Origin of the sequence: Bradyrhizobium macuxiense (assembly GCF_001542415.1) — a bacterium.
GTDB lineage: Bacteria > Pseudomonadota > Alphaproteobacteria > Rhizobiales > Xanthobacteraceae > Bradyrhizobium > Bradyrhizobium macuxiense.
Map to the genome: position 1 here is coordinate 20,094 of NZ_LNCU01000073.1, position 25,835 is coordinate 45,928.

The 25,835-nt window shown below is 65.0% G+C and carries 27 protein-coding genes and 1 pseudogene; 11 read left to right on the forward strand and 17 right to left on the reverse strand.

Features of this window, described 5'->3' with window-relative positions:
* Positions 1-90: 90 nt before the first annotated feature.
* Positions 91-623, reverse strand: a pseudogene (locus AS156_RS21390) (carboxymuconolactone decarboxylase family protein).
* A 77-nt stretch (positions 624-700) separates the two neighbouring features.
* On the opposite strand from AS156_RS21390, the gene AS156_RS21395 reads away from it, so the two are divergent.
* On the forward strand, positions 701-1,033 hold the full coding sequence (locus tag AS156_RS21395; RefSeq protein ID WP_066508400.1) for a winged helix-turn-helix transcriptional regulator: 333 nt from the start codon (positions 701-703) through the stop codon (positions 1,031-1,033).
* A 59-nt stretch (positions 1,034-1,092) separates the two neighbouring features.
* Here the strand turns inward: AS156_RS21395 and AS156_RS21400 are convergent, their stop codons facing one another.
* The 3 genes from AS156_RS21400 to hemH all read right to left on the reverse strand — a co-directional run bounded on the left by AS156_RS21400 (position 1,093) and on the right by hemH (position 3,823).
* Positions 1,093-1,536 (reverse strand): NfeD family protein, encoded by a 444-nt coding sequence (locus AS156_RS21400; protein WP_066508401.1) that lies wholly within the window; start codon positions 1,534-1,536, stop codon positions 1,093-1,095.
* A 41-nt stretch (positions 1,537-1,577) separates the two neighbouring features.
* A complete protein-coding gene (locus tag AS156_RS21405) occupies positions 1,578-2,579 on the reverse strand; it encodes an SPFH domain-containing protein (protein WP_066508597.1) in 1,002 nt (333 codons plus the stop codon).
* Between the two features lie 206 nt (positions 2,580-2,785).
* Positions 2,786-3,823 (reverse strand): ferrochelatase, encoded by a 1,038-nt coding sequence (hemH, locus tag AS156_RS21410; protein ID WP_066508403.1) that lies wholly within the window; start codon positions 3,821-3,823, stop codon positions 2,786-2,788.
* Between the two features lie 100 nt (positions 3,824-3,923).
* Here hemH and AS156_RS21415 point away from each other — a divergent pair, with 100 nt between their 5' ends.
* On the forward strand, positions 3,924-4,322 hold the full coding sequence (locus AS156_RS21415) for an MAPEG family protein (protein ID WP_066508405.1): 399 nt from the start codon (positions 3,924-3,926) through the stop codon (positions 4,320-4,322).
* A gap of 157 nt (positions 4,323-4,479) precedes the next feature.
* Here the strand turns inward: AS156_RS21415 and AS156_RS21420 are convergent, their stop codons facing one another.
* From AS156_RS21420 to AS156_RS21430, 3 genes are read right to left on the reverse strand one after another with little or no spacing between them, the layout of a single operon-like run.
* Positions 4,480-5,580: a nickel/cobalt transporter gene (locus AS156_RS21420; protein WP_201456085.1), complete on the reverse strand. Its 1,101-nt coding sequence runs from the start codon at positions 5,578-5,580 to the stop codon at positions 4,480-4,482.
* A complete protein-coding gene (locus AS156_RS21425; protein ID WP_066508598.1) occupies positions 5,577-6,212 on the reverse strand; it encodes a DUF1007 family protein in 636 nt (211 codons plus the stop codon). Before AS156_RS21425 ends, AS156_RS21420 begins: the two co-directional genes overlap by 4 nt.
* 13 nt (positions 6,213-6,225) lie before the next feature.
* Positions 6,226-8,313, reverse strand: coding sequence for a M3 family metallopeptidase (locus tag AS156_RS21430; RefSeq protein WP_066508409.1), 2,088 nt, complete (start codon positions 8,311-8,313; stop codon positions 6,226-6,228).
* 129 nt (positions 8,314-8,442) lie between these two features.
* Between AS156_RS21430 and AS156_RS21435 the strand changes: the two genes are divergently transcribed.
* The 7 genes from AS156_RS21435 (at position 8,443) to AS156_RS21460 (ending at position 15,121) form a co-directional block, all read left to right on the forward strand.
* Complete coding sequence (locus AS156_RS21435; RefSeq protein ID WP_066508414.1) at positions 8,443-8,703, forward strand: hypothetical protein; 261 nt, start codon at positions 8,443-8,445, stop codon at positions 8,701-8,703.
* A 670-nt stretch (positions 8,704-9,373) separates the two neighbouring features.
* Positions 9,374-10,516: a type III PLP-dependent enzyme gene (locus AS156_RS21440; protein ID WP_066508417.1), complete on the forward strand. Its 1,143-nt coding sequence runs from the start codon at positions 9,374-9,376 to the stop codon at positions 10,514-10,516.
* A gap of 129 nt (positions 10,517-10,645) precedes the next feature.
* Complete coding sequence (locus AS156_RS21445; RefSeq protein WP_066508418.1) at positions 10,646-11,269, forward strand: GNAT family N-acetyltransferase; 624 nt, start codon at positions 10,646-10,648, stop codon at positions 11,267-11,269.
* An 11-nt stretch (positions 11,270-11,280) separates the two neighbouring features.
* Positions 11,281-11,448, forward strand: a complete 168-nt coding sequence (locus tag AS156_RS43430) for a hypothetical protein (protein ID WP_201456086.1) — start codon at positions 11,281-11,283, stop codon at positions 11,446-11,448.
* Positions 11,449-11,527: 79 nt separating this feature from the next.
* Positions 11,528-11,917 (forward strand): RidA family protein, encoded by a 390-nt coding sequence (locus tag AS156_RS21450; protein ID WP_066508419.1) that lies wholly within the window; start codon positions 11,528-11,530, stop codon positions 11,915-11,917.
* Positions 11,918-11,957: 40 nt separating this feature from the next.
* Positions 11,958-13,400: a homospermidine synthase gene (locus AS156_RS21455; protein ID WP_136626361.1), complete on the forward strand. Its 1,443-nt coding sequence runs from the start codon at positions 11,958-11,960 to the stop codon at positions 13,398-13,400.
* Positions 13,401-13,513: 113 nt separating this feature from the next.
* The gene (locus tag AS156_RS21460; RefSeq protein ID WP_066508423.1) at positions 13,514-15,121 is read left to right on the forward strand and encodes a lyase family protein; all 1,608 of its coding nucleotides are present in this window, start codon (positions 13,514-13,516) and stop codon (positions 15,119-15,121) included.
* Between the two features lie 41 nt (positions 15,122-15,162).
* Here the strand turns inward: AS156_RS21460 and AS156_RS21465 are convergent, their stop codons facing one another.
* The 8 genes from AS156_RS21465 to AS156_RS21500 form a co-directional block, all read right to left on the reverse strand.
* A complete protein-coding gene (locus AS156_RS21465; protein WP_066508424.1) occupies positions 15,163-15,903 on the reverse strand; it encodes an acetoacetate decarboxylase in 741 nt (246 codons plus the stop codon).
* A gap of 120 nt (positions 15,904-16,023) precedes the next feature.
* Positions 16,024-16,353, reverse strand: coding sequence for a hypothetical protein (locus AS156_RS21470; protein WP_066508425.1), 330 nt, complete (start codon positions 16,351-16,353; stop codon positions 16,024-16,026).
* Between the two features lie 76 nt (positions 16,354-16,429).
* The gene (locus tag AS156_RS21475; RefSeq protein WP_066508427.1) at positions 16,430-17,146 is read right to left on the reverse strand and encodes an MgtC/SapB family protein; all 717 of its coding nucleotides are present in this window, start codon (positions 17,144-17,146) and stop codon (positions 16,430-16,432) included.
* Between the two features lie 29 nt (positions 17,147-17,175).
* A complete protein-coding gene (locus tag AS156_RS21480; RefSeq protein WP_066508600.1) occupies positions 17,176-18,195 on the reverse strand; it encodes a WD40 repeat domain-containing protein in 1,020 nt (339 codons plus the stop codon).
* Positions 18,192-19,247, reverse strand: a complete 1,056-nt coding sequence (locus tag AS156_RS21485; RefSeq protein WP_066508429.1) for a CobW family GTP-binding protein — start codon at positions 19,245-19,247, stop codon at positions 18,192-18,194. Before AS156_RS21485 ends, AS156_RS21480 begins: the two co-directional genes overlap by 4 nt.
* A gap of 53 nt (positions 19,248-19,300) precedes the next feature.
* On the reverse strand, positions 19,301-20,173 hold the full coding sequence (locus tag AS156_RS21490) for a metal ABC transporter substrate-binding protein (RefSeq protein WP_066508602.1): 873 nt from the start codon (positions 20,171-20,173) through the stop codon (positions 19,301-19,303).
* Positions 20,174-20,178: 5 nt separating this feature from the next.
* Complete coding sequence (locus AS156_RS21495; protein WP_066508431.1) at positions 20,179-21,048, reverse strand: metal ABC transporter permease; 870 nt, start codon at positions 21,046-21,048, stop codon at positions 20,179-20,181.
* A gap of 5 nt (positions 21,049-21,053) precedes the next feature.
* Positions 21,054-21,809: a metal ABC transporter ATP-binding protein gene (locus AS156_RS21500; RefSeq protein ID WP_066508433.1), complete on the reverse strand. Its 756-nt coding sequence runs from the start codon at positions 21,807-21,809 to the stop codon at positions 21,054-21,056.
* Positions 21,810-22,065: 256 nt separating this feature from the next.
* On the opposite strand from AS156_RS21500, the gene AS156_RS21510 reads away from it, so the two are divergent.
* Positions 22,066-22,374 (forward strand): hypothetical protein, encoded by a 309-nt coding sequence (locus AS156_RS21510; protein ID WP_066508438.1) that lies wholly within the window; start codon positions 22,066-22,068, stop codon positions 22,372-22,374.
* Between the two features lie 687 nt (positions 22,375-23,061).
* Here the strand turns inward: AS156_RS21510 and AS156_RS43435 are convergent.
* Both AS156_RS43435 and AS156_RS21515 read right to left on the reverse strand, forming a co-directional pair.
* Positions 23,062-23,235: a hypothetical protein gene (locus AS156_RS43435; RefSeq protein ID WP_201456087.1), complete on the reverse strand. Its 174-nt coding sequence runs from the start codon at positions 23,233-23,235 to the stop codon at positions 23,062-23,064.
* Between the two features lie 84 nt (positions 23,236-23,319).
* Positions 23,320-24,237: a LysR family transcriptional regulator gene (locus AS156_RS21515; RefSeq protein ID WP_066508607.1), complete on the reverse strand. Its 918-nt coding sequence runs from the start codon at positions 24,235-24,237 to the stop codon at positions 23,320-23,322.
* 272 nt (positions 24,238-24,509) lie between these two features.
* On the opposite strand from AS156_RS21515, the gene AS156_RS21520 reads away from it, so the two are divergent.
* Positions 24,510-25,823, forward strand: a complete 1,314-nt coding sequence (locus AS156_RS21520) for an MFS transporter (protein ID WP_066508440.1) — start codon at positions 24,510-24,512, stop codon at positions 25,821-25,823.
* The last annotated feature ends 12 nt before the right edge of the window (positions 25,824-25,835 follow it).

The following is a 25,835-nucleotide window of genomic DNA, read 5'->3' on the forward strand; positions in this document are numbered from 1 at the left end:
TCTGTGGCCTACATCCTTCGAGACGCTTGCTTCGCAAGCTCCTCAGGATGAGGGGATACTACGTCTATGACGCAGTACGACTAACATACCCTACAACCCCGGAAACCGCGCCGCGGTCGCCTCCACAGGCATGGCAAGCGCGTTGGTGAGATAGGAGACCGTGCGGTAGAAGCCGCACAGCAGGATAATCTCCAGGATCTGGTCGTCGTCGTAATGCACTCTCAGCGCGGCGAACTCGGCATCGCTCAAGGTTGCGCGCGCATGCAGCGCGTCGACTGCAGCGATCATCGCTTGTTCAGCCGGCGACCAGCAGCTCGCGTCTGCGGGACCATGCGGACCTGCTCCTCCGAGAGCTCCGCGGCCGCGCCGAAGGCGGTGACATGCACGCCCCATTCATACTCGCAGGCGTTCAGCGCGCAGGTGCGATCGATCACGATCTCCCGCTCCCGCAAGGGCAGCGGTCCGCGGTCGAGCAGGCTGCCGCCGCGAAACTTTTCCCAGGCGCGCGGATGTCCCGCCATGATGCGAAACAGCACCAGCGGCGGCTTGCCGCGCATGATGCGGTCGAAATGCTGTTGAACGTCGGCTGCGTAAGGCGGATCGAGTGGCGCGATGCGTGACATGGCCCGAGGTCTTTGCTACAATTAATGTAGCAGAACGCTACAATATCTGTAGCGGCGCGCAAGAGGGATTCGTGCCCATGCCGAAGCAGGCTCCGACCGCCAAACGCAGCGTCCGCGGCTCACGGACCGGGCGCCCGATCATGGCACTGCTCGACCTGCTGGGCCACCGCTGGACGTTGCGGATCATCTGGGAACTGCGCGAGGTCGCACTGACCTCGCGCGCGCTACGCACCGCCTGCGACGAGGCGTCGCCGACGATCCTGCAGACACGGCTGACCGAGCTGCGCGACGCCGGTTTCGTCGAGCTGACTGCCGATGGCTACTGTCTCACCGAATTGGGCAGGGAGCTGTTCGAGACCTTCACGTCGCTCAATCGCTTCGCCGAACGCTGGAGCAAGCACGGTCGTTAGTCCTCTCCCTCTCCCCGTTCTTACGGTGAGAGGTGAAGCAAGGACCTAGTTTCGTGAAGCTACGCCGCCGCGACCGTCAGGCTGGCGCCGTCGGCGCGGATGATCTTCACCCGGCTGCCGGCCGGGGTGTCGGGACCGGCGATGCGCCAGATCGTGTCATCGATCCGCACCGTGCCGGCGCCGTCGATGATCGGCTTCTCCAGCGTGAATTCGCGACCGATCAACGCTTCGTTGCGGCGGTTGAGGAACGGGTTGCTCTTGCTGGCCTGCCCGCTCCTGGCGAAATGCCGCCAGGCCGGCACGGCCGCCGCCGCGAACACCGCGAACATCAGGAGCTGCGTCTGCCAGGACGGATTGATCAGAAACGACAGCAGGCCGACCAGCAGCGCCGCAAGCCCGATCCAGAACAGGAAAACACCGGGCGCCACCAGCTCCAGCGCCATCAGGATGACGCCGAAGATCAACCAGTTCCAGGTGCCCAATGTCGAAAACATCTCGGCCATGACACGACCTCTATGATTGCGGGCGTGACGCCATCACGCTCTCACCTCTGCGACGGCACTGCAGGCGGCGCTGCCGGACCGGCCGGCGGCACCGAGCCGCGCCGCGCGGCTGCCGTTGCTGACGCAGCGCTCTCGCCGAACGTGGCGCGCGCGATCTCGCCGATGCCCGCGAGCGAGCCCAGTACGCTCGAGGTCTCGATCGGCAGCATCACCACCTTCTGGTTCGGCGATTCCGCGAGCAGGCCGAACGCCTTGATGTACTTGTCGGCGATGAAATAGTTCAGCGCGGCGACGTCGCCCTTGGCGATCGACTCCGACACCATCTGCGTCGCCTTGGCTTCGGCCTCGGCGAGACGCTCGCGCGCCTCGGCGTCGCGGAAGGCGGCTTCGCGGCGGCCCTCGGCCTGCAGGATCTGGCCCTGCTTGGCGCCCTCGGCGCGCAGGATCTCGGACTGCCGCTGGCCTTCCGCCTGCAGGATGTCGGCGCGCTTGACGCGCTCGGCCTTCATCTGCCGGCCCATCGCCTCGACCAGATCGGCCGGCGGCACGATGTCCTTGATCTCGATCCGGTTGACCTTGACACCCCAGGGCGCGACCGCGGCGTCGACGACGCGGAGCAGCCGCTCGTTGATCTCGTCGCGATGCGACAGCACCTGGTCGAGATCCATCGAGCCCATCACCGAGCGGATGTTGGTCATGGTCAGCACGGTGATCGCCTGCGTCAGGTTGGCCACCTCGTAGCTCGCCTTGGCGGCATCGAACACCTGGAAGAACGCGACGCCGTCCGCCGTGACGGTGGCGTTGTCCTTGGTGATCACCTCCTGCTCGGGAATGTCGATCACCTGCTCCATCATGTTGATCTTGCGCCCGATGCGATCGAAATAGGGCACGATCAGATTGAGGCCGGGCGACAGCGTGCGGGTGTATTTGCCGAACCGCTCGATGGTCCAGTCATACCCCTGCGGGACGGTCTTGATCCCGGCGAACAGCGTAACGATGACGAGAAGAACAATCGCGATCGCGAAAATGTCGAAACCAGTCATAAAGTCCTCCAGAGCCGGCCAGACCATCGCCGGACGCGGTCGTGCATTGGTCGGCAGGACCGCTACGCCGGTTCAGCCGGCTGTTCTTTGACCATTACGTAGGAAGCGGTCTGGCGGGCTGCCAGATGTATGAAGGCCGAACGGACGCCGCGAGTCCAGCGTCATCGATCGTTTACAATCAGATCGAGCCGTTCAAACCCGGCCCTTCAAATCCAGCCTTGCAGCTCGCGCAGCACCAGCCGGCGGATCACTGTCATGCCGCCGTCACTGTCGTTGAGGCAAGGGATTGCGGCGAACTGCTCGCCGCCATTGTGCCGGAAGATCTCGGCATTCTCCTGCGCGATCTCCTCCAGCGTCTCCAGGCAGTCGGCGGAGAAGCCCGGCGTGACCACGGCAATTCGCCGCACGCCGTCCTTCGCCAGCTTCTCGACCGTCTTGTCCGTGTAGGGCTGCAGCCACTCGGCGTTACCGAAGCGCGACTGAAACGTCAGGATCAGTTTGGAGGCATCGAGCCCGAGCCGCTTGCGCAGGGCGTCCGTCGTTGCGATGCACTGCGCCTGGTAGGGATCGCCCTTCTCGACATATTCCTTCGGCATGCCGTGGAAGGACGCGAGGATGATCTCGGGCTGGAACGGCAGGCTTGCCAGATGCGCATCGATCGACTGCGCCAACGCCTCGATATAATCGGGATGATCGTAGTAAGGCGGCGTCACCCGCAGGATCGGCTGCGCGCGCATGCCGGCCAGCACGCGAAACACCTCGTCGCAGACGGTTGCCGAGGTCGCGGCTGAATATTGCGGGTAGAGCGGCACGACCAGGAGACGGCTGCAGCCGCGGGCGGCCAGCGCCTCGATGCACGACTGGATCGACGGGTTGCCGTAGCGCATCGCCCAATCGACCACGACATGGTCGTGATCGGCGATGGCAGCCGCGAGCTTCTCGGCCTGCGAGCGCGTGATCGTCTTCAGCGGCGACTCGTTCTTCTCGACGTTCCAGATCTTCAGGTAGTCGCGCGCCTTGCTGCGCGGACGCACACGCAGGATGATGCCGTTGAGGATCAGCTTCCAGCGCAAGCCCTGATCCTCGATCACCCGCGGATCGGACAGGAATTCCCTGAGATAGACCCGCACGCCCGCGGCATCGGCAGTATCGGGCGTGCCGAGATTGACCAGCAGCACGCCGACGCGCTCGGGCGTCGCTTCCGCGGCCCGCTTCGCGTTTCCGAATGGAATGACCGTGCTCATGATGGCCCTGTGCTTCAGGTCTTGGGCTTCGCGCGTTGCTCCAACCTTGTCAAGCCGAGTGCGCCTTGGCTACGTTCCGGTCCAAAGATGGGGAAAAACCATGACGGTCGCCGAATGGTGCGTCTTCGGAACGCTGATGCTCTCGCTCCTGACGATCGCATCCGTGAAATGGATCGGCTTCCGCCGCTTCGACAATTCCCGGCCGCGCGATCCCGACTTCTACGATGATCCGATCCGGTCGCGGGCGCTCGGCGCCCACCAGAACGGTATCGAGGCCTTCCCGTTCTTCGCCGTCGCCGTGCTGCTCGCCGAGTTCCGCCTCGGCCATTTGCGGCTGATCGATGAGCTGGCGGTGCTGTTCCTGATCGTGCGCGTTGCCTACGTCTTCACCTATATCGGCAACCGCCCGACGTTGCGCTCGATCCTCTGGAGCATCGGTTTCGCGATCAACATCGCGATCTTCTTCCTGCCGGCGATCCGGGGCTATCTGACGCGCTGAGCCTGCTTCTTCTCCCTCCCCCCGTTCTTACGGGGAGAGGGTTGGGGTGAGGGGCTGCTTCCAAGAGTTGTGGCAGTGGAGATACGTGTACCCCCTCACCCGAAATTCAAGCTGTGCTTGAATTTCGACCTCTCCCCGCAAGCGGGGCGAGGTGACTTTAAAGACACGTCACCCGCTCAGCCGCGACATAACCGAACAGCAGACCGAGCCCGAACAGCAGCACCAGCGCGGCGGCGACGAATTCCACGCCGCGCATGATCAGCATGCCGCCGCCGTCGCGGGCGGCGCTGAGCTTCTCGGCCACGCCGCGCGCCGATACCGCGACGATGGCGATTGCCGCCACCGTGATCGCAGTGCCGATGCCCATCACGAAGGTCGCGGCGATGCCGGCCCAGAACAGGCCCTGCGCCAGCGCGAACACCAGCACCAGGATCGCGCCCGAGCACGGCCGGATCCCGACCGCGAAGATCGCGCTCAGGCCGCGCCGCCAGCCGCCGGGGCCGGCGAGCTCGGCCGGCGTCGGCCCGTGCGAATGGCCGCAGTGCTCGTCATGGACGTGGTTCGGATCATGACCGTGATCATGATGATGATCGTGGTCATGATGTTCGTGAGCATCGTGATGATGGTGGTCATGTCCATGGTCGTGGTGGTCGTGACCATGCTGATGGGCGCCTGCCATCGCCAGCGCCGGGCGCGGCATCTGCAGCGCCCGGATCAAACCGCGGCCCTTGACCCAGAGCAGCCGGGCGCCGAACGCAGCGATCAGCGCGTAGCTCGCAATCTCGATCGCCTTCTCCGCCCCGCACATGGTCTTCGCCGTCGCATTGAGCAGCCAGGCAAAGACCCCGACGATGACGACCGCGACCAGCGACTGCATCAGCGCCGAGGCGAACGACAGCACGATGCCGCGGCGCGCGGTCTCGCGATTGGCGACCAGATAGGACGAAATCACCGCCTTGCCGTGGCCGGGGCCCGCGGCGTGAAAGATCCCGTAGGCAAAGGAGATCGCAAGCAGCGTCCAGACCGCCGAGCCGTCGGATTTGGCGGCACGGATCGTCGTGGACATCTCGCGATAGAACTCCGACTGTTTCGCCAACAGCCAGCCGACCAGGCCGCCCTGCGGCTCGGCCGCACGCGGCGCGCCGAACGGATTTTGCGCCAGCAGCGTGTGGAGCACGCCGTCGAGCAGGATCACCGCGCCCAGCACGGCGGCGGACACGGCGAGGCCGCGCATCACGCGGGACAACACGAGCGTCATGGGCAATCCACCAGGATCTTGTTGGCGAACATCATGCCGAAATTGCCGGCGCCGCCATCCAGGAAATTCTGCTCGCCGAGCTTCTGCGCGGCGGCGGAGCCGTCATTCGGCCGTTCGAACTGCATCTTGCATTCGGCCGCTGCGCCGACCAGCTTCACCGGGTCCTTGTCGGCATATTGGAAGTCGATGAAGTAGGTGGGATCGAACACTTCGAGCGAGAGCTGCCTGGCCTTGAACGGTGTCTTCACCGGCAGCGTGAAGTGCAAGGTCAGCGCCGTGTCCCTGTATTCGAGGAAATAGTCGACCGGCTCGGTGAACTTCTGCTTCTTGCCGTCGGCCTTGGCGAAGGTGAAATAGGCGTACTCCTTCAGCGACTCGACATTGGTCTGCGCCAGCGGCGCCAGCTCCTCGCGGGTGTAGACGCCCTTGGTCTTGGTCTCGAGCCCCTGCAGCGCGTAGGTCGAGAACATATCGTCGAAGGTCCAGGCGTGACGGACCCCGGTGATAGTGCCGTCGGGAGCGTAGATCAGCTCGCTCTTGGCCGTGATCCAGACATGGGGATGGGCCTGCGCGGCCGCCGCACCGAGCACGACGGCCGCCGCGAGCACGAGCCACGCTGTGAGGCGGCGCAGGACCGGCCCCACGTCAGGCCGCCTCTGGCGTCTCGAGCAGGCCGCGACGGCGCAGCAGCGCGTCCGGCTCGGGCTCGCGGCCGCGGAAGGCGACATAGGCCTCCTCCGGGTCACGTGAGCCGCCCGACGAGTAGATGTCGTCATGCAGCCGCTTGGCGGTCGCGGGATCGAAGATGTCGCCGGCCTCCTCGAAGGCGCCGAAGGCGTCGGCGTCCATCACCTCCGACCACATGTAGCTGTAATAGCCCGAGGCATAGTGATCGCCGGAGAAGATGTGGCCGAACTGGGTCGGCCGGTGCCGCAGCGAGATCTCGGCGGGCATGCCGATCTTCTCCAGCTCCTGCTTCTCGAAAGCCCGGACGTCCCGGCTGGCCGCGGCCGGCTGGGTGTGGAATTCGAGGTCGACCAGCGCCGAGGAGACGAACTCCACGGTGGCAAAGCCCTGGTTGAACCTGCGCGCGGCCAGGAAGCGCTTGAGCAGGTCATCCGGCAGCGGCTCGCCGGTCCGGTAGTGCCGGGCGAAGCGCTGCAGCACCTCGGGCCGCTCCTGCCAATGCTCGTAGAGCTGCGAGGGCAGCTCGACGAAGTCGGTGAAGACGGAGGTCCCCGACAGCGAGGGATAGGTCACGTTCGAGAGCATGCCGTGCAGGCCGTGGCCGAATTCGTGGAACAAGGTCCGCGCGTCGTCCGGTGACAGCAGCGACGGCGCGCCGTCGGCGCCCTTGGCGAAGTTGCAGACATTGATGACCAGCGGCGCGGTGTCGCCGTCGAGCTTCTGCTGGTCGCGGAGCGAGGTCATCCAGGCGCCGGAGCGCTTCGAAGACCGAGCGAAGTAGTCGCCGTAGAACAGCGCCTTGTGCTCGCCGTTGCGGTCCTTGACCTCCCAGACCCGCACGTCCGGGTGCCAGACCGGAACGTCCTTGCGTTCCTCGAAGGTGACGCCGAACAGGCGGGTGGCGCAGTCGAAAGCGGCCTCGATCATGTGGTCGAGCACCAGATAGGGCTTGATCGCGGTATCGTCGAAATTGGCGCGGCGCTGCCGGAGCTTCTCGGCGTAGTAGCGCCAGTCCCAGGGCGCCAGGGCGAAGTTGTTCCCCTCCTCGGCGATCAGCGCCTGCAGCGCGTCGCGGTCGGCGAGCGCCCGCTCGCGTGCCGGCTTCCAGACCCGCTCCAGCAGCCCGCGGACCGCCTCCGGCGTCTTGGCCATGGAATCCTCGAGGCGATAGGCGGCGTAGGTCGGATAACCCAGGATGCCGGCGCTCTCCTCGCGGAGCTTGAGGATTTCCACAATGGTCTCGTTGTTGTCGTTGGCGTTGCCATTGTCGCCACGGGCGGTGAAAGCCTTGTAGACCTTCTCGCGCAGGTCGCGGTGGGTCGAGCTCTGCAGGAACGGCTCGACCGAAGAGCGCGACAACGTCACGATCGCCTTGCCGGGCTTGCCGCGCTCTTCCGCCGCAGCCTTGGCGGCTGCCACAAATGTGTCGGAGAGGCCGCCGAGGTCGCCCTCGCCGAGCTCCATCGACCACTCCTGCTCATCGCCGAGCAGATGATGGCTGAAGGAGGTGCCGAGATGGGCGAGGCGCTCGTTGATCTCGGCCATCCGCACCTTGGCGGCGTCGTCGAGGCCGGCGCCGGCGCGGTGGAAGCGGGTATAAGTCCGCTCCAGCAGCCGCAGCTGCTCGCCTGATAGGCCGAGGCTGGCGCGCTTCTCGTGCAGCATGGCGATGCGGCCAAACAGCACAGCGTTCATCATGATCGGATTCCAGTGCCGCGCCATCCGGAGCGACACCTCCTTGTCGATCTCCAGAATCGCCGGGTTGGAGTGGGCCGAGACCAGGTCGTAGAACACGGCCGAAACCTTCGACAGCAGCTTGCCGGAGCGCTCCAGCGCGGTGACGGTGTTGTCGAAGTCGGGCAGCGCCGGATCGTGCGTGATCGCGGCGATTTCAGCCGAATGGTCGGCGAAGGCCTGCTCGAAGGCGGGGAGGAAATGCTCCGGCGCGATCTCGGCGAAGGGCGGCGTCTCGAACGGCGTCTGCCATGCCTTCAGGAGGGGATTGGCAAGATTCTGAGCGTTGGCCTCTGCGCTGATTTCTGACATCTAAAGTCCCGTTTTTCGCCTTGAAATTGCGGCCAGTCTATATCACGCGATACGGCATTTTTGGGCCTTTTGCGCTTGATAGATGGGCACTTTTCGGAGAGATTGCGCTCCCTGAACAGGACCTATTTCATGAGCATGCAGCCCACCACCTCAGGCAACCGCACCATCGTCTGGCCGAGCGTCATCACCGTCATCTCGGCGGCGATCCTGATCGGCGCGGAAGTGTTCGGCGCGGCGTTCGCCGGCGGCTGGGCGCTCGCGATCCTGTTCGGGCTCGACACCATGGGCGCGCACATCCTGCAGGCGGTGCTGTTCGGCATCGGCGTGCTGATCATGATCGCCTTCATCCGCGCCGCTCAGCGCGTCGAGCCGTTCACGCGTCGCGCGTAACATCAGCGATTCAAGAAAGCGCTGCGGCACAGGGCTAAAACGCACACGCTTCGTTAGTCATTCTTAACAGCCGTTCATCTTCAACACGCTGACGCGCGCGCCGTGCACGAGATCGCAAGCACGCGTTAGGGAAATTTGTCGCTATCGCAAAAAAATTCTTGCGCAGCGAAATCAAAAGACTTATTTCCTCACTTGCCCAATTTCGCACGTGCCTGTGGTCGTGTGTCAGTCGGTAGGTATCCGGACAAGAGGCCGGACAGCCGCCAAGGGGTGGAAGAACCGAGGGTCGCTCCCGTCCGTCAGGATGGATCAGGCGGCCAGCATCTCTCTCCAGGGATGCCGTTGAAGGTCTCACCGCTGCTTGCAACCGTGACTGGCAGCCGGAGGCGAACCGGCGCACCCCGCTCTCAACGGGGGACGCGACTTAAAGCAACGACGGAGCGGGCTTTTTTGGTCTCTACCGGCATTCCAACGCCGGCGCGGGCTACTGAAAAGGCTTGTCCTTCATTGCCAGGTGAGCGGGCGGGAGACTCTCCCAACCAATCCACGGCAGCACAGTCTGGTTTGAGTTTTTTGGTCTCAGCGCGCCTCCATCGCGCGATGTGGCCAGAGCGCTCTTATCCGACGTCACGTTGAGCGGATCCCGTCGCTGGGGCCGTTGGAGAGTGCCATGACCGAACGCATCCAGGAATTCCTGCGTCACCGCCGCAGCGAGGGCCTCGACACCGAGCCGTGCCTCGTCGTCGACCTCGAGGTCGTGCGCGACAACTACCAGACCTTCGCGAAGGCGCTGCCGGACAGCCGCGTGTTCTACGCGGTGAAGGCCAACCCGGCGCCCGAAGTGCTGTCGCTGCTGGCTTCGCTCGGCTCCTGCTTCGACACCGCGACCGTCGCGGAGATCGAGATGGCGCTGGCCGCTGGTGCGACGCCGGACCGCATCTCCTTCGGCAACACGATCAAGAAGGAGCGCGACATCGCGCGCGCCTTCGGGCTCGGCATTCGCCTGTTCGCGGTCGACTGCGCCGCCGAGGTCGAGAAGGTCGCCCGTGCCGCTCCCGGCGCCAAGGTGTTCTGCCGCATCCTCTATGACTGCGCCGGCGCCGAGTGGCCGCTGTCGCGCAAGTTCGGCTGCGACCCAGAGATGGCGGTCGAGGTGCTCGACCTCGCCAAGCGCCTCGGGCTCGAGCCGTGCGGCATCTCGTTCCATGTCGGCTCGCAGCAGCGCAAGGTGAAGGCGTGGGACCGCGCGCTCGCAATGGCGTCGACGGTGTTCCGTGACTGCGCCGAGCGCGGCATCAACCTGACCATGGTCAACATGGGCGGTGGCTTCCCGACCAAGTACCTCAAGGACGTGCCGCCGGTCGTGCAGTACGGCCGGTCGATCTTCCGCGCGCTGCGCAAGCATTTCGGCAACCAGATCCCGGAGACGATCATCGAGCCGGGTCGCGGCATGGTCGGCAATGCTGGCGTCATCGAGACCGAGGTCGTGTTGATTTCGCGCAAGAGCGACGAGGACGAGGTGCGCTGGGTTTATCTCGACATCGGCAAGTTCGGCGGTCTCGCCGAGACCATGGACGAGTCGATCCGCTACGCCATCCGCACTCCGCATGACGGGGCGGACATGACGCCGTGCGTGCTCGCGGGCCCGACCTGCGACTCTGCCGACGTGCTCTACGAGAAGCTGCCGTATCCGCTCCCGGTAACGCTCGAGATCGGCGACAAACTGCTGATCGAAGGCACCGGCGCCTATACGTCGACCTACTCGTCGGTGGCGTTCAACGGCATTCCGCCGCTGAAGACCTACCACATCTGACCCGCCTCCGTTTCGAGGCCTGACGAACCGGGAGCCGGCGAGCCGGCTTCTTCCCTGACCATTTTCGATTCTCTGAACGACGCTTGCCGCGGCGTACGCAATGCCGTTGCAAGCGAGGACTGACGTGCCATGACTGCAAAGCGGAACACCCCCGTTGCCCTCATCCGGAATGCCGCTCCGTTCGCGATCCGTGCGGAACGAGCATCGGACGTCGTCGCGCGCGAAGCGCTGCTGGATGCCTGCTTTGGCGAGAACCGCCATGCACGCGCCTGCCAGCGCCTGCGCGACGGACGCGCGCCCGCCGCAGGCCTGAGCCTGGCGGCCGTGCGCCAGGACGGCCGGCTGGTTGGAACCGTGCGGCTGTGGCACGTCAGCGCGGGGGGCCGCAGCGCGCTGATGCTGGGGCCGCTGGCAGTCGATGACGACCGCCGCGGCCTCGGCGTCGGCGCCGCGCTCATGCAGCGTGCGCTGGCCACCGCGAAGACGCGCGGCCACGTCGCAGTGATCCTGCTCGGCGACGCGCCCTATTACGCCCGCTTCGGTTTCTCCGCCGCCAAGACCGGCGAACTCTCCCTGCCCGGCACGTTCGAGCGCGAGCGGCTGCTCGGCCTGGAGCTTGTCGAAGGTGCCCTCGACGGCGCCTGGGGCATGATTGTGCCGACCGGCGCATCCCTGTCCAAGGCCAAGGCACCTCGGACAGCATCCCGTAGCCGTAACCGCAAGGCACCGCTCCCCGTGCCGCACGCGGCGTAAGGGCGGCCGCCATGTCCGAGAACCTTCGCCCAGCCGATGTCGCGCGCCCGCGTTTGCGCAGCCTCGTCACCACGGTCATGCTGCTCCTGATATCTGTCATGATCGTCAGGGACATCCTGATCCGGCGCTGGACGGCTGCGCCGCCGTCGTCGCCCGACACCACCCAGCAGTCCCGCTGACGTCATCCGTGGGGGTTGCACGGGCGCTCGAAATGCCCGTAAACCCCGCGCAACGCCCTTTTTCAGTCGAGGTCCAAACATGTCCCGTCGCCTGATTTCCACCGGCTCGCCCTTTGAGAAATCCGCCGGCTACAGCCGCGCCGTGATCGACGGCGACTTCGCCTTCGTCGCGGGAACCACCGGCTACGACTACGCCACGATGACGATGCCCGATGATATCACGAGCCAGTCACGGAACTGCTTCAAGACCATCGAGGCTGCCCTCAAGGAGGGCGGCTTTGCGATGGCCGACATCGTCCGCGCGACCTACTACCTCACCGACCCCCGTGACGTGGACGCCCATTTCGCGGTCTGCGGCGAGGTTCTCGGCGACATCCGCCCGGCCGCAACGATGCTGATCGTCGCGGGGCTCTACAAGCCCGAGATGAAAGTCGAGATCGAAGTTACCGCAAAGCGACGCACTCCCTGATCCACTCTACCCGCCGCTAGGCACTCTCCTGGAGAAAATGATGAACCCCTCCTCGCAGATCTACGCGAAGATCACCGGCCCGATCGTCATGGTCGGCTTCGGCTCCATCGGCAAAGGCACGTTGCCGATGATCGAGCGGCATCTCGATTACGACAAGTCACGCATCACCGTGATCGATCCCAAGGACGAGGGCCGCAAGGCACATTGCGAGAAGCACAATGTCAGGTTCATCCAGCAGGCCGTGACCAAGGAGAACTATCGCGACTTGCTGACGCCGCTGCTCACGGAAGGCGGCGGCCAAGGCTTTTGCGTCAATCTCTCGGTCGATACCGGCTCTACCGACATCATGGAGCTCTGCAACGAGCTTGGTGCACTCTATATCGACACCGTCAACGAGCCCTGGCTCGGCTTCTATTTCGATTCTTCGAAAGGCCCGGAAGCGCGCTCCAACTATGCCCTTCGCGAAGTGACGCTGGCCGCCAAGAAGGCGCGCCCCGCGGGCTCGACCACGGCCGTCTCCTGCTGTGGCGCCAATCCCGGCATGGTCTCCTTTTTCGTCAAGCAGGCGCTGCTCAATGTCGCCGCTGATCTGAAGCTCAATGCCCCCAGGCCGAAGACCAAGGCGGAATGGGCGGACTTGATGCGGCAGGCTGGCGTCAAGGGCATCCACATCGCCGAACGCGACACGCAGCGCTCCAAGTCGCCGAAGGAGCCTGATGTCTTCGTCAACACCTGGTCGGTGGAAGGTTTCCTGTCGGAAGGCGTGCAGCCGTCCGAACTCGGTTGGGGCACCCATGAAAAATGGATGCCCGAGAATGCGCGTACCCACGAAGCCGGCTGCGGCGCCGCCATCTATCTGATGCAGCCCGGCGCCAACACGCGCGTGCGCACCTGGTGTCCGACCCGCGGTGCGCAATATGGCTTCCTCGTCACCCACAACGAGTCGATCTCGATCTCCGATTACTTCACTGTGCGTGACGCATCGGGCACGGCGATCTATCGGCCGACCTGCCACTATGCCTATCATCCGGCTGACGATGCCGTGCTGTCGCTGCATGAAATGTTCGGCCGCGCCGCGAAGATGCAGGAAAAGCATCACATCCTCGATGAGAACGAAATCGTCGACGGCATCGACGAACTCGGCGTGCTGCTGTTCGGCCACGACAACAACGCCTACTGGTACGGCTCGCAGCTCTCCATCGAGGAGACCCGCAAACTCGCGCCCTATCAGAACGCCACCGGCCTGCAGGTGACCTCCGCGGTGCTCGGCGGCATGGTGTGGGCGCTGGAGAATCCGAAGCAAGGCATCGTCGAAGCCGACGAGATGGACTTCGATCGTCTGCTGGAAATCCAGCTGCCGTATCTCGGGCCGGTCAAGGGCTTCTACACCGACTGGACCCCGCTGACGGATCGTCCGGGACTGTTCCCGGAAGATATCGACACCAGCGATCCCTGGCAGTTCCGGAACGTGCTGGTGCGCTGACAAGCGCACCTCTTCGCCTCCCGCGCGCTCCCGCGATGGCCTTCCGGCCAATGGCCTTGGGCCGGCCCAGGTGCTAACCAGCCGGCCGGCTGCAAGGCATCTGGGAGGATCGCATGAAGTATTTCGCCTGCATCGCGGGAGGCGTCAGCCTTTTGATTGCGTCTACCGCTCTCGCGGCGGACACCGGGCAGTTGCCCTGCAAGACCACGCAGGAGTGTAACGAAAACGCCGCGAAGGTCGGCGCCAATGCCCCGAGCGGCACGCTGCCCTCGACCAGCAAGTCCGACGCCGCCGAAGATCAGTTCTACTGGCTCAACAAGATCAACAAGGCCTCCACCGTCATGCTGATGGAGGAAGGGATCTTTCCAAAGGACGTCGGCCAGCTAATCGCCAAGGGCGTCGAGTATACGATCAGCCAGGCCAAGCAGCCCGACGGCAAACGCCCGAGCGACGTCCTCCAGATCGAGAAGATCATGACCGACAAAGTCGGCGAGGAAGCCTCCGTCATCCATGCCGGGCGCAGCCGTCAGGACATGTACGCGACGTATCGTGCTGCCAAATTACGCAACCAGACGCTGGATTTCGCCGAGGCGCTGCTGGGCTTGCGCGCCAGGCTGCTCGCCAAGGCGGCCGACAACCTCGACACGCTGATGCCCGGCTACACCAACGGCGTGCAGGCCGTGCCGATCACCTACGGTCATTACCTCCTCGCCTACGAGGAATCGCTTGAGCGCGACCAGCAGCGCATCAGCGACGCCTGGCGCCGGCTCAACCTCAGCCCGATGGGCGTCGGCGTGATGTCCGGCTCGATCTGGCCGCTGAACCGCGCACGGCTCGCGCAGCTGCTGGGCTTTGACGGCATCGTCGAAAATTCGATGGACGCCAACCAGGTGATTCCCTTCGACAACCAGCTCGAGGCCACGGCGATCGCCAACTCGGCCGCCATCCGCGTCGGCGTCATGATGCAGGATTTGCACACGCAATACGCCGAGGTCCGACCGTGGCTGCTGCTGCAGGAGGGCTCGACCTACACCAGCAGCGCGATGCCGCAGAAGCGCAATCCGGGCCTGATCATGCAGGCGCGGATCGCCGCGTCCGACGTGGTGGGCCTGTCGGACGCCGTGTCGATCCGCGCGCACAACGTCACGTCGGGCATGGTCGACTACAAGTTCGAGTTTGAGGATCTCGGCCTGTTCCCGCGCGCCATCAAGATGGTCAACGCCGCCGACCGGGTGTTCGACGCGATCATGGTCGACAAGGCCCGCGCAAAGGAAGAGTTGGAGAGCGACTGGACGTCGACCATGAACCTCGCCGAACTGCTGTTGCAGACGCACCAGATTCCGTTCCGCGTCGGGCATGGCTTCGCGTCGCAGATGGTCAGCTATGCGCGGCCGCTGAACCTCACGCCGAAGACCATTCCGTTCAACACGGTGACGGACCTGTTCGCCAAGACGCTCGCCAAGTTCAACATGCCTGCGCAGGCCTTCCCGATGAGCGAGGCTGAGTTCAGGGAGGTCATGTCGCCTGAATGGATCGTGACCCACACCAAGGGGGTGGGCGGACCGCAGCCTGCCGAGACCGGACGCATGCTCAAGGAGGCCGAGCGGCGCCTCGATGCTGACAAGGCCTGGCTCGCCGGGCAGCGCGACAAGCTCGCGAAAGCCGATGCCGCGCTCGATCGGGCCTTTGCGGCGTTGCTGCCACAGGACAAGGCGCAATAGTGACGAACCGGGGCGCGTCATGGCGCGCCCCGGTCACCTCGTCATCTCGCGAGATAGTCGAACGCCACGGTGCCCAGCCCCAGCGTCAGGTCCGCCCGGTAGTGCAGCGCCGAGACCACTTCGCGCACCGGCAGGCGGGCAACGTCGCAGAGCGCGTGGGGAAACAGGCCGAGCGCGGCGGGACCGGTCCAGGCTTCTTTCAGCACGATGTCCTCGAGGTGAAAGCGCACCAGCTCGCAGATCCGCGGGCCGCCGTCGACATGCGGGATGATCTTCAGGATGAAGTTCGGCACCTTCATCGCGTCCAGCAAGGTGTCGTGGTCGATCTTGCGGTGCTTGTAGCCCATGGTGGCGGAGGCGCAGAGCACCGAGCCGTAATGCAGCGAGCCGACCAACACGTCGCTCTCGACCTTGATCTTCGGCCGCGCCAGCTTCTTCGGAAATCCCCACAGCTCGCGGCCACCGGCGATCGGACCTTCGTCGTCCAGATACATCGCGTGGGTGTAGGCACCCAGTTCGCCCTTGAAGCGGACCGGGATCACCTGCCCGGTTTCGGTGTAGTCGCCGAACCCGGTCGAGTCCGGCATGCGGATGAATTCGTACTTCACCACCGGCTCGGCGACTTCGAGCGGCTCCGGCACCACAGCGGCGAGCGCCTCGGGATCGGTCTTGTAGGTGATGATGAAATATTCGCGGTCGAAGAACCGATAGGGCCCCGGCGGAAATGACGGGTTGGTGAGCGGCATCGAATAGGCGGTGCGCCTGATCTCGTCGATCTTCATGGAAGGCCCCATCTGGCGTTGCGTGAGCGCGGATTATGGGGCGGGTGGGCGGTCGAGGCGAGACCGGAATATCGGCACCGCTCGTCAAATGCACGTCACAATGCGTGACACGCGACGGTCTTATTTCTGCTTGATCGGCGGTGCGGTCTTCTCTGCGGGCGCCGGCGGCAGGACCGGCTTGGCTCCCTCCCTCTGCGCGTTGGCGTCCGGATGCGCCGGCTCCGGCGCCGGCGTGGTCGGACGTTCGCCGCCGGGCTTCGACTCCGCCGGCGGCGTCTTGTGCGGCTCCGGCGATGGCTGCAGCGGTTGCGTCGCCTGCGCCATCTGCTCGGAATCGGTCGCGTTGATCTCGCGTATCGCAAGGCCCGCGATCGCGACGCCCGCCACGACCAGCCCTGCTGCGATCAGCATGTTCTTGCGCGGCATTCGCTTGCCAGGGTCCACAGCCATCTCGTCCACTCGCGACTTGTTCGCGACGTCAACGATCCGGCTCCGGCATCGTTCCTGGGCGTCAGCTCACGGGAACTCAGTCCGCGGTATTGCTTTCCCAGGTCGCGTGGCGCACGCCGGGCTGGCGTTCGAGGTCGGCGAGGACCGCATTCAGCTCGGTCGGATCGATCGCGGTCGAGACCAGCGTCGCCACGATTTCCGGGATATCGTCGCCGATCTCGACCACGGCGACGTCGGCGACCGGGTAGCTCGCGGCTTCGAGCTTCTCCACCAGGCGATCGCGCATCGCCGGCAGGGCTTCGGTGGTCACCGCGACCTTGACGTAATAGGTCGCCTCCGAAGCCTTCTCGTTGAGCGGGATGCGGTTGATGGCATTGACCAACGGACGCAGCAGCGTGTTGCCGGCGATCACGAAGACGGTCAGCACCGCCGCCTGCGCCACCAGATCGGCGCCGGCGCAGGAGCCGACTGCGGCGGAGGACCACAGCGTCGCCGCGGTGTTGAGGCCGCGCACGTCCATGCCCTGCTTCATGATGACGCCGGCGCCGAGGAAGCCGATCCCCGACACGACATAGGCGATCACGCGCACCGCACCGTCGGCGCCGGCGAGGTGCATCGCCAGATCGACGAAGGCCGCCGCGCCGACCGCGACCAGCACATTGGTGCGCAGGCCCGCGGTGCGCTGCCGATACTGCCGCTCCGCCCCGATCAGCGTGCCGAGCACGAAGGCCGACGCCAAGCTTATGATCGTATCGATGAAGTCGGCGGTTTGGAATGTCGTGAGGAATCGCATGGCGTCACCCGGCTGGATGCCGCGATCTCTTACATTTCCAGAATGCCCGCGTCACCATCTTCCGCGGCAAAAGCAAGCAGCGTGCCCTTGGCATTCCACGCCAGCCCCGCGACCGCCGCGCCGCCATTCCGCCGCACCAGTATTTCGGCGCCGTCCTCGAGCCGGACCATCAGCACGGTGCCGTCGCCATAGCCGACCGCCATGATGTCATTCTTCGGATGGCAGGCCACCACCGCGACCCGCGTCGGCATCGGCGCCAGCATCGCCGGCTCCTTGCCCATCGGGCCGTCCTTGCTGGCGAACGGCCAGACGATCACGGTATCGGCGCCCGAGGTCGCGAGCCCCTTGCCGCCGGCGCTCCATGACATCGAGCGCACGCGGCCGGGATAACCGCTCATCCGCATGTGCCTGTTGTCGGCGAGCCGCCAGCCATGCATCGCCGGCTCGTGCATCGCCGTCACAAGGAATTTGTTGTCCGGGCTGAACATGACGGCGAGATGCGAGCCGGCCCATTCCAGGAATTCCGGATTGGCCGCCATGTTGGGAAACCACAAGGTCACGCCACCGTAATGCGCGATCGCGAGCCGCACGCCCTTCGGCGCAAAGGCCAGCCCGCCGACGGTCGACGGCACGTCGAAGGTCTTGGCCTCGCCCTTGGCGCCCTGAACGAAGGCGGTCTTGCCGGCCGACCACGCCACCGTGCCGTCGCCGTGCAGCGCGACATTGTCGATCCAGCGCCGCTTGGCGTCGGTCGCAAGCGTCGTCGTCCCGCCCTTTGCATCAAGCGCGATCAGCTTGCCGTCATCGCCGCCGGTGACGAGACGCTTGCCGTCGGAGGCCGCGCAGAGGATGCCGCCGAAATGCGTCGGCACCTTGCTGATCTCGCCGTCGATCGTCGCCAGCGCGACACTCTCTTCCGCACCGACGAAGCAGGCGCGCTCGCCGAGGAAATGCACCGAGCCGACCGCCGCGCCAATGGCAAGCGGCTTGACCCGATCGGTGATCGAAACGATGGAGGCGCTCTCGCCCGGGTCGAACTCGCTCGTCACGTCGTGATGCACTTCTCGAAGCCGTCGCGGATCGCCTGTTCCGGCAATTCGCGACCGATGAAGATGACCCGGCTTTCGCGCTTCTCGCCGTCCTTCCATTTCCGCTGGTGATCGCCCTCGAGCATCATGTGGACGCCCTGGAACACGTAGCGGTCGTCATCGCCGGTGAAGGCGAGGATGCCCTTGGAGCGCAGGATCTTCTGGCCCTCGGTGGCGACGAGCTGCTGCAACCACGGCATGAACTTGGTCGGGTCGAGCGGCTTGTCCGAACGCAGCGATAGCGACTGCATGTCCTCGTCGTGATAGTGCTTCAGCCCGCCATGGCCGTGGTCATGATCATGATGGTGGTGATGATGATCATGGTCGTGATGGTGATGATCGTGGTCATGATCGTCGCCGGCTTCGAGGAAATCGGGCTCGATCTCGAGGATGCGGTCGAGATCGAACGCGCCGCGCTCCAGCACGTCGGTCAGCCCCACCTGGCAGCGCTCGGTGCGATGCAGCTTGGCATAGGGGTTGATGCCGCGGATGCGGGCCTCGACCTCGGCAAGCTCGGGCTTGGAGACCAGGTCGGTCTTGTTCAGCACGATGACGTCGGCGAAGGCGATCTGGTTCTTGGCCTCGGGCGCATCCTTTAGGCGGTCGCTCAGCCACTTGGCGTCGGCCACCGTCACCACGGCATCGAGCCGGGCATTCTTCTGCACATCCTCGTCGACGAAGAAGGTCTGCGCCACCGGCGCCGGATCCGCGAGACCCGTGGTCTCGACGATGATGGCGTCGAACTTGCCCTTGCGCTTCATCAGGCCGTCCATGATGCGGACGAGGTCGCCGCGCACCGTGCAGCAGACGCAGCCATTGTTCATCTCGAACACTTCTTCGTCGGCGCCGATGATCAGGTCGTTGTCGATGCCGATCTCGCCGAATTCATTGACGATCACGGCGTATTTCTTGCCGTGGTTCTCCGACAGGATGCGGTTCAAGAGGGTGGTCTTGCCGGCGCCGAGATAGCCCGTCAGCACGGTCACAGGAATTTTTTGCGAAGCTTCAACCATAGCAACTCCGAGGAACTTGAAAGGCGCTCAACCCCGGCAGGGAGGCCCCTGCCCTAGTCGGCGAGCGCGCTGGTCAGGGCCTTTATATTGTGCCTGACCATGTCAATGTAAGTGGGCGCATCACCGTTTTCGCCCGTCAGACTGTCGGAGTAAAGGGTCCCGCCGACCTTGGCGCCGGTCTCGGCCGCGATCTGCCGGATCAGGCGCGGATCGCTGATATTTTCGAGAAAAACTGCCGGAATTTTCGCATCCTTGATCTGGGCGATGATGGCGGCGATATCGCGTGCGCTGGGCTCGGAATCCGTGGAGACGCTGAGCGGCGAGAAGAATGTGACCCCGTAGGTGTCGGCGAAATAGCCGAAGGCGTCGTGGGTGGAGATCACCTTGCGCCGCTGTTGCGGTATCTTCGCCACCGCCTCGCGCACCTCGCGGTCGAGCGCCTCCAGCTTGGCCAGGTAGGCGTCGGCATTGGCCTTGAAGACGGAGGCATCGCCGGGGTCCGCGGCGATCAGCCCGTCGCGGATATTCGCAACGTAGATCTTCGCGTTGGCCACGGATTGCCAGGCATGCGGATCGTCATGGCCGCCCATCTTCCGCGGCATGATGGCCTTGGTCGCCACCATGATCGGCGCCTTGCTGCCGGAGGCCTGCAACAGGCGCGGCAGCCAGCCCTCGAAGCCGAGCCCGTTGATGACCAGAAGCTTTGCCGCGGCAACCTTCTTCGCGTCGGCAGGCGTCGGGGCGTAGACATGCGGGTCGCCGCCCGGCCCGACCAGCGCAATCACGTCGACGCGGTCGCCGCCCACGTTCCGCACCATATCGGCAAGGATCGAGAAGCTCGCAACGACGTTGACGCGTCCCTCGGCGCGCGCTGCACCGCTCGCCAGCAGCAGCGCCAGACCGATCAACCCCAACAACCTGCGCATCGGCGTCACGCCTCGAGATGCCGGCCAGGGAACAGCTGCCGCACCAGGCCGCTGACATTGCCGAACAGCAGCGAAGCGACATAGAGCCCAGCCGCGACCAGGATGATCCCGGGGCCGGACGGGATCCGCGTCTGATAGGACAGCACGAGCCCGGCATAGCCCGAGAGCATCGCGCTCGCAACCGCGATGCAGATCATCGTGGTGATGTCGCGCGACCAGAACCGCGCGATGCCTGCGGGCAGGATCATCAGCCCGACGCCGAGCAGCGTGCCGAGCGCGTGGAAGCCGTTGACGAGGTTGATGACGACCAGCGCGAGGAAGGCGAGATGCGCCGGCGCACCGGCCCGGCTTACGGTGCGCAGGAACACGGGATCGACGCATTCGATCACCAGCGGGCGATAGATCACGGCGAGCACCAGCAGCGTGAGGGTGGCGTTGAAGGCGATCACCAGCAGCGTCTGGTCGTCCATCGCCAGGATGTTGCCGAACAGCACGTGCAGCAGGTCGATATTGGTGCCCTTGATGGAGACAATGGTGACGCCGAGCGCCAGCGAGACCAGATAGAAGGTCGCAAGCGAGGCGTCTTCCTTCAGTTCGGTGTTGCGGGCGACGAGGCCCGCGAGCAGCGCCACGGCAAAGCCCGCGATCAGGCCGCCAGTCGTCATCGCGAATAGATTGAGCCCCGACAGCAGGAAGCCGATCGCGGCTCCAGGCAGGATCGCATGCGCCATGGCGTCGCCGACCAGGCTCATCCGCCGCAGCATCAGGAACACGCCGATCGGCGCGCCGCCGAGCGACAGTGCGATGACGGCCGCGAGCGCGCGGCGCATGAACTCGAATTCGGTGAACGGGCCGATCAGCGCATCGTAGATCATGGCAGTCAGGCAGCCCTCGAGCGCGGATCGGCCGCGCAGGCGGCGGCACTGTCGTCGAAGGCCTCGCACATCCGCATCGCGACGGTCAGATTATCAGGTGTCAGCGCTTCCGCGGTCGGCCCCCATTCGACCGGGCCGCGGGCCAGCAGCAGCGTTTCCGGGAAGTTGTTGCGCACCATCTCGAGGTCGTGCAGCGCCGCCAGCACCGTGCGTCCCTCGGCATTCCAGCGCTTCACCAGCGCCAGCAGGTCGGCGGTGGTCTTGGCGTCGATGGCGTTGAACGGTTCATCGAGCACGATCAGGCGCGCGTCCTGCAACAGCACGCGCGCGAACAGCATGCGCTGCATCTGCCCGCCCGACAGCGTGCCGATCGGACGGTTCTCGAAACCATTGAGGCCGACTGCGGCCAGCGCGGCCAGGATCTTCTCGCGAGCCGCCTTGCCCATTCCGCCGAAGAAGCCGGTGGTGCGCCACAGCCCGGTGCCGACGAAGTCGAACACCGAGATCGGGAAGCTGCGGTCGATGTCGGCGCTTTGCGGCAGATAGGCGATATCCCTGTGCTCGAGTCCGTCGAGATCAATCACGCCCGAGAGCGGCTTCAGCACGCCGGCAACGCCGCGCAACAGCGTCGACTTGCCGGCTCCGTTCGGGCCGATCACCGCCAGCAACGCACCTGATGCGACTTCGCCGTTCAGGTGATGCACCGCCGGGTGACGGTCATAGCCGAGCGTGACATCGCGGAATGTAACGAGCGCAACCACGGATCACCTCATCGCCAGCCAGACCACGGCCCACAGGCAGGCGCTGACCGCCAGCGCCGCGGAGAGCCGGGCCGGCACGGTCATGCGCAGGATCGACCAGTGCGTTATCTGTGCCGGATGCGGCGACGTTGAACCGTGGCTGTGCCCGTGGGGGTGGGCATGGCCGTGGTGACGGGCGTGATCGTGGGGATGCGCGTGTGTCATGGCGAATAGTGTTATATTATAACATAACGCGAGTCCACAAAGCGGAACCATCATGGCTGGCAGGCAAAATCGGGACAGATTCGAGCTCCGCCGACAGAGCGACGACCTCGTCTACACCTTCGTGCGGCAGACCAGCACCGATGGAACCGTCGGTTACCAGCGGCAGGACCAGGATTTTTGGATCGAGCGCCGGAAGGATTGGGGCTGGGTGGCCTGGGATAGAGCGAGCCAATCGTGCACTGGGCGGCCCTGGAATATGCTGCCGGCCGATCAGCGCGAGCATCCCCCGGAGGGCGACTGGGTAAGCCGCAAGGGGCCGAAGTCGTATGTCTATAGCCTGGTGTATGTGCATTCCCCGTGATGCAGGAGAGGCGCAGGCTCTCTCCACGTTGTCGTCCCTGCGAAAGCAGGGACCCATACCCCGCGGCGGATGTTGTGAACGGGACTCGTCGTTCCAGCATCGCGCAACAATAGAAATTCGTGGTGGGTCCCTGCTTTCGCAGGGACGACAGCGAGTGTGTTGCAGAGCCGATGAGTCAAACATCCACATTCTCGCGGCACGATGTGTCCGAGGTTTTCATCAATCTTCGCCGCTCTGAGAACAGAGGGCGCAGGGAAAGCCGGGTGCCGATCGCACCCTGGGCCCCGAGCAATGGTAGAAAGCTCGGGGGTAGGACCACAGGTGTAACCGGAGCAATCCGGCTTTCCCTGCGCGATGGTTTACGGCTTATACGTGTTCTCCCCGGCGAGACTGGGCTTGCTTGTCACCGTCATCAGCAAGAGTTCATGCCTCTCGCTGAAAAGACACCTGCCACTAGGGCGTCAGGCCTGCACGACTTCGCCGTCCGCTTCATGCGTGTTCGTCGACCACACAATCCGCGTCCACCGCATCTCACCGCAACACCCGTGACGATCGCGACGCGCCCCTCAATCGGGTGAGACGGGCGCATTAGACCGCTGAGTTGGGTCAAACGCGAAGCGGAATTTTGCCCGTCGGGTTACTATGTCGCAGGTGTCGCGTCCCGCCGCCACAACGTCATAGGGCGCATCAATGCGCCAGCGTGTCATCGGTCTTGTCGTAGACGACGCCGCAGGTCCGGTGCGAGTAGCAGGAACGCAGGTGACATCGTCGATCGAGCGCGCAGCCGCCGTAGATCAAGGCAAAATAGCCGACGACCGCGACGGCGGTCACGCCAAGCAGGAATCTGGTCCAGAGATCCATGACAGCCTCGATCCTTACGTCTGTAGCGGTGTGCGCACGGACGTCCGTTTGTGCGATCGAACCGGGAAGTGGTTCGTCCTCCGCTCACGCCTCCCGCGCATAAGTCTTCAACCGCGCCTCCAGCACGGCGAGCACGCGGTCGCGGATCGGGTCGCGCGAGCCGCGGAGCCAGGCGGCCGCGAGCGGCAGGCGACCAGCGCTGCTGCCGCGCTTCAGCCTGAGCGGCACGAAACGAACGCCGGGGATCGCCATCCGCGCGGTCCAGCGCGGCACGATGGCGACGCCAAGCCGGGCCGCGACCATGTTGACGATGGTCTGCTTCTCATCCGCGATCTGGCGGATGCGCGGCATCAGCCCGGCCTCGTCGAACAGCTTGACGGTGAGATCATGGCTGTGCGGCCGGGAGCGGCGTGCCGGCACGATCAAGGGCTGGTCCGCGATATCGGCGAGCGAAATCACCGCGCGCCGCGCCAGCGCGTGTTTCCGCGACACGGCGACAACAGCCGTCTCCTGCAGCAGGGACACGAACTCGATCCGCCCATCGGGGCGTTCCGGTGGGCGCACAAAAGCTAGATCGAGTGCGCCGGAGAGCAGCTTCGGCAATAGCCGGATGGTCTTCTCCTCCAGAAGCTGCACGGCGATGTCCGGATGCGCGTTGCCGATATCGCGCAGCAAGGCCGGCAGCAGGCCGGCCGCGGCGCTGTCGATCGCGCCGATCCGGAACCGCCGCGGCGACGGCTTGCGCTGGCGATTGCGGAAGCCGTCCTCGATCGCCTCGGCGCGGCTCAACAGCGCGCGCCCCTCGCGCAGCAGCGTCGAGCCGTCCTCGGTCAGCGACACCGCGCGCGTGGTCCGCGCGAACAGCCGCGCGCCGAGGTCCTCTTCCAGCAGCTTGATGTGGCGGCCGAGCGCCGAGGGCAGCATCTGCAGGCGCTGCGCGGCACGGCCGAAATGCAGTTCCTCGGCGGCGGCCACGAAGCAGCGGAGCTGATGCAGTTCCAAGATGTGTTCACTCCTGTGCTGGCTGCCGTCGTTGCGAGCCAACGGGTCGCGCGAACGCGCGCCCGATGACAGGCTCCGCGAAGCAATCCATTGCCACGACATAGAAAGATGGATTGCTTCGTCGCTCCGCTCCTCGCAATGACGATTGGGGATTATATCATATTTTTGTATAAACCGGCGCGGGTTGAACGCAAAGGCTGCGGCCCTCTAGGCTTGCCGTTGGCGTAGTGAAAGCGCGCTGCCCAACAAGAACACCAACCCGAGGGAGGCCCATGGCCGGCGAGCTTCAGACGCGCGTGTTGCGCAAGATTACGCTCCGCATCGTCCCATTCATCATGCTGCTGTACTTCGTGGCCTTCATCGACCGCGTCAACATCGGCTTCGCGTCGCTGACCATGAACAAGGATATCGGCCTGTCCCCGACCGTCTACGGCTTCGGCGCCGGTATCTTCTTCTGGGGCTACTTCCTGTTCGAGGTGCCCTCCAACATCATCCTGCACAAGGTCGGCGCGCGGATCTGGATCGCGAGGGTGATGTTCACCTGGGGCCTGGTCTCGGCGGCGATGGCGCTGGTACAGGGTGCGACCAGCTTCTATGTGCTGCGCTTCCTGCTCGGCGCCGCCGAAGCCGGCTTCTTCCCCGGCATCATCCTCTATCTGTCCTACTGGTTTCCGGCGCGCCAGCGCGCGGCGGTCACCGCGCTGTTCATGGCCGCGGCGCCGCTGTCGACCGTGTTGGGCTCGCCGGTCTCGGGCGCTCTGCTCGAAATGGACGGACTGCTCGGCTTCAAGGGCTGGCAATGGCTGTTCGAGCTCGAAGCCGTGCCGGCCATCATCCTCGGCTTCGTTGTGCTGGGCTTTCTCACCGACCGGCCGGAGCAGGCCAAATGGCTCGCCGACGACGAGCGCGACTGGCTGGTCAGGACCATGAAGGCGGAGGACGACGGAAAGGCCGCGACCGCAAGCCACAGCATCTGGCGCGGCCTCGCCGATCCGCGCGTGCTTGCGCTGGCGCTAGTCTATTTCGGAACCTCGGCGGGGCTCTACACACTCGGCGTCTGGGCGCCGCAGATCATCAAGCAGTTCGGTCTGTCGTCGCTTCATGTCGGCTTCCTCAACGCGGTACCTGCGACGATCGCCGTGGTCGCCATGATCCTGTGGGCGCGGAATTCGGACCGCACCGGCGAGCGCACCTGGCACGTCGTGATCGCCTGCCTGATCGCCGCGGCCGGCCTGGCGCTGGCGGGATCGTGGACCGGCCTTGCTGCCGTGATCGCCGCGCTGACCTTGGTCAATATCGGCATCTCATCGTCGAAGCCGCCGCTGTGGAGCATGCCGACGATGTTCCTGTCCGGCTCGGCCGCCGCGGCCGGCATCGCCACCATCAACTCGATCGGCAATCTCGGCGGCTTCTTCGGGCCTGCGATGATCGGCTGGATCAAGGAACGAACCGGCAGCTTCGACGGCGGTCTCTACTTCATCGCCGGACTGCTGTTGCTCTCGGCGGTGCTCACGCTGCTGCTGTCGCGGACGCACGGCGCCAAGGCCGAGACGGCACCACAACCCACCCCTGCCCGATCCCACTGACCTCACTCGCAC

Excerpts from the sequence above, each read along its gene's own strand:
- AS156_RS21395 (WP_066508400.1), top strand. The coding sequence starts at position 701 with ATGCCGAAGCAGGCTCCGACCGCCAAACGCAGCGTCCGCGGCTCACGG.
- AS156_RS21400 (WP_066508401.1), bottom strand. The coding sequence starts at position 1,536 with ATGGCCGAGATGTTTTCGACATTGGGCACCTGGAACTGGTTGATCTTC.
- AS156_RS21405 (WP_066508597.1), bottom strand. The coding sequence starts at position 2,579 with ATGACTGGTTTCGACATTTTCGCGATCGCGATTGTTCTTCTCGTCATC.
- hemH (WP_066508403.1), bottom strand. The coding sequence starts at position 3,823 with ATGAGCACGGTCATTCCATTCGGAAACGCGAAGCGGGCCGCGGAAGCG.
- AS156_RS21415 (WP_066508405.1), top strand. The coding sequence starts at position 3,924 with ATGACGGTCGCCGAATGGTGCGTCTTCGGAACGCTGATGCTCTCGCTC.
- AS156_RS21420 (WP_201456085.1), bottom strand. The coding sequence starts at position 5,580 with ATGACGCTCGTGTTGTCCCGCGTGATGCGCGGCCTCGCCGTGTCCGCC.
- AS156_RS21430 (WP_066508409.1), bottom strand. The coding sequence starts at position 8,313 with ATGTCAGAAATCAGCGCAGAGGCCAACGCTCAGAATCTTGCCAATCCC.
- AS156_RS21435 (WP_066508414.1), top strand. The coding sequence starts at position 8,443 with ATGAGCATGCAGCCCACCACCTCAGGCAACCGCACCATCGTCTGGCCG.
- AS156_RS21440 (WP_066508417.1), top strand. The coding sequence starts at position 9,374 with ATGACCGAACGCATCCAGGAATTCCTGCGTCACCGCCGCAGCGAGGGC.
- AS156_RS21445 (WP_066508418.1), top strand. The coding sequence starts at position 10,646 with ATGACTGCAAAGCGGAACACCCCCGTTGCCCTCATCCGGAATGCCGCT.
- AS156_RS43430 (WP_201456086.1), top strand. The coding sequence starts at position 11,281 with ATGTCCGAGAACCTTCGCCCAGCCGATGTCGCGCGCCCGCGTTTGCGC.
- AS156_RS21450 (WP_066508419.1), top strand. The coding sequence starts at position 11,528 with ATGTCCCGTCGCCTGATTTCCACCGGCTCGCCCTTTGAGAAATCCGCC.
- AS156_RS21455 (WP_136626361.1), top strand. The coding sequence starts at position 11,958 with ATGAACCCCTCCTCGCAGATCTACGCGAAGATCACCGGCCCGATCGTC.
- AS156_RS21460 (WP_066508423.1), top strand. The coding sequence starts at position 13,514 with ATGAAGTATTTCGCCTGCATCGCGGGAGGCGTCAGCCTTTTGATTGCG.
- AS156_RS21465 (WP_066508424.1), bottom strand. The coding sequence starts at position 15,903 with ATGAAGATCGACGAGATCAGGCGCACCGCCTATTCGATGCCGCTCACC.
- AS156_RS21470 (WP_066508425.1), bottom strand. The coding sequence starts at position 16,353 with ATGGCTGTGGACCCTGGCAAGCGAATGCCGCGCAAGAACATGCTGATC.
- AS156_RS21475 (WP_066508427.1), bottom strand. The coding sequence starts at position 17,146 with ATGCGATTCCTCACGACATTCCAAACCGCCGACTTCATCGATACGATC.
- AS156_RS21485 (WP_066508429.1), bottom strand. The coding sequence starts at position 19,247 with ATGGTTGAAGCTTCGCAAAAAATTCCTGTGACCGTGCTGACGGGCTAT.
- AS156_RS21490 (WP_066508602.1), bottom strand. The coding sequence starts at position 20,173 with ATGCGCAGGTTGTTGGGGTTGATCGGTCTGGCGCTGCTGCTGGCGAGC.
- AS156_RS21495 (WP_066508431.1), bottom strand. The coding sequence starts at position 21,048 with ATGATCTACGATGCGCTGATCGGCCCGTTCACCGAATTCGAGTTCATG.
- AS156_RS21510 (WP_066508438.1), top strand. The coding sequence starts at position 22,066 with ATGGCTGGCAGGCAAAATCGGGACAGATTCGAGCTCCGCCGACAGAGC.
- AS156_RS43435 (WP_201456087.1), bottom strand. The coding sequence starts at position 23,235 with ATGGATCTCTGGACCAGATTCCTGCTTGGCGTGACCGCCGTCGCGGTC.
- AS156_RS21520 (WP_066508440.1), top strand. The coding sequence starts at position 24,510 with ATGGCCGGCGAGCTTCAGACGCGCGTGTTGCGCAAGATTACGCTCCGC.